Raw genomic sequence first — 2,295 nt, 5'->3', positions numbered from 1 at the left:
CCTCATTCTACCACTTCGCCGCCGGGGGTCTTCTGATCGGCGATCAGAACGGCGATGGTGCCGCCGACTGGGTGCTGGAACTGACCGGCGCGCCAGGGGTCGGGGCGGGGGTGACGGCGGGGGATTTTCTGTTGTAGTCGAACACGGGCAGGCCTGGCAGAAACCCTCCGCCCGCACCGGTAATGCCGAAGACGCCCCCCGACACGGGGGGGGGCGGAGCGTGTTTCGCTGTCCTTCTCCTGGCAACTCTTCCCTTCGGGCACCGCCTGCAGGATCAACACCCCCATGTCAGGACGACAACGTCGGGAAGAATGTTTCTATGAAAGAAAGGATGCTCTGGGTTATCCTGAGTTTCAGAATTGCAGCGAGTCATGCAGGAGCAGGCGGGCGTCGACGCACAGGGCCGGATCAACATGCCAGGCGGCGAGCGGGTGCTGGATCTTCCGGCCTGGCGGTTTTGGCTTTTGCGTTTTCCAGCCGGTCGACGCACCGGGTTGAACGATTAAAGGTCATTTTTGAAATTTGGAGGATACAATGGTTGAAAGGGTCTCGGTTTCCAGCAATGGAGCACAAGGGAATCAACCAAGCTCGAATACAAGTATTTCGGCGAATGGGCGGTTTGTCGTTTTTGAATCTATCGCGTCGAACCTTGTTCCGGGTGATACCAATTTTTCAACCGACATTTTTGTGCATGACCGGGAAACAGGCAATACAGAGCGCGTGTCCGTCCTGAGCAACGGGACGCAGGCAACGCTGAACAGTTTTGCCCCCGATATTTCGGCAGACGGAAGGTTCGTGTCCTTTCTCAGCCTCGACTTCAATCTTGTCCCGGGAATTCAGAACGTTGCGACAGATGCTTTCGTCCATGACCGGGTTACGGGACAGACGACCCGCATCTCGGTCGCCAGTGACGGAACAGAAGGAAATGGCGACGTTCAGTCCGCGTCCCTGTCAGCCGATGGGCGATATGTGGCATTCGTGTCCACGGCCTCGAACCTTGTCCAGGGTGACACGAATGGCAATCGCGACGTCTTTGTGCATGACCGCGTGACAGGGGAGACAACCCGGGTTTCCGTCGCCAGCGACGGCACCGAAGGTAATTTTTTCAGTGCCAATTCCAGCATATCAGGCGATGGCCGTTATGTTGCATTTCAGTCTAATTCCATCAATCTCGTGTCAGGCGACACGAATGGCAGTGATGACATCTTTGTGCATGACCGGGTGACGGGGCAAACCACGCGCGTCTCGGTCGCCAGCGATGGAACTCAAGGCAACAATGCCAGCACATTGCCCAATATCTCGGCAAATGGGCGATACGTCACTTTTGTATCCGCCGCGGCAACGCTCGTCCCGGGTGATACTAATAACGTGTCGGATATCTTTGTCCATGACCGGGTCACGGGGCAGACCGAGCGGGTCTCGGTTGCCACGAATGGGACGCAGGCTGATAATTTCAGCACGAGCCCCAGTATTTCTGACGACGGGCGGTTTGTGGCCTTCACATCCAATGCCACGACCCTTGTGCCGGGCGATACGAACAATGTGCTGGATGTTTTCGTGCATGACCGTCAGACCGGCGGGACGATGCGCGTGTCGGTTGATGACGCCGGACAACAAGCTGCCTTTATAAGTGCGCTTCCCCGCATCTCGGCTGACGGGAAATTTGTGACATTTTCTTCGGGCGCGCCTTTGGTATCGGATGACACCAATCTGCGCGATGACGTTTATGTCATTGCCAACCCGCTGTTTGATAGCGGGCAGGACATAACCGGCACATCCGGCCCTGACAGGCTGGAAGGCGGCGCGGGCAATGACACGATCCGGGGTGAGGGCGGCAACGACACGCTGCTGGGTGGCGACGGCGAGGACTTCATCGGTGGTGGGGCAGGCGCAGACCAGATCAACGGTGGCATCGGCAATGACACGCTTTATGGCGGGTTGGGCAATGATACGGTCGATGGCGGGGCGGGCAATGACCAGATCTTCGGAGGGGGTGGGCGCAACCAGTTGTTCGGGGGCGACGGCGCCGATTTCATTCAGGCCAGTGCGGGCGGGGATTTCATCGGCGGCGGGGCCGGAAATGACACGATCCGGGGCGGAGATGCGGCTGACACGATCTATGGCGGGCTTGGCGACGACAATATCGGCGGCGGGGCAGGGAACGATCTGATTTTCGGCGCGTCAGGTGCCAACATCCTCTGGGGTGGTCTGGGCAATGACACCGTGCAGGGCGGATCGGGCAATGACACGATCCATGGCGGCGGCAACGGCACCAATCAGCTGTTCGGCAATGAC

General features: G+C 58.6%; 1 pseudogene. It reads left to right on the top strand.

What is annotated here, in order from left to right:
• Window positions 1-969 precede the first annotated feature (969 nt).
• Window positions 970-2,295, top strand: a pseudogene (locus tag JL811_RS20285) (PD40 domain-containing protein); the annotation flags it as partial.

Source organism: Szabonella alba, from assembly GCF_016765775.1.
Lineage (GTDB): Bacteria > Pseudomonadota > Alphaproteobacteria > Rhodobacterales > Rhodobacteraceae > Szabonella > Szabonella alba.
The sequence above is the reverse complement of the archived record's forward strand: the minus strand, read 5'-3'. Positions and strand labels throughout refer to the sequence as shown.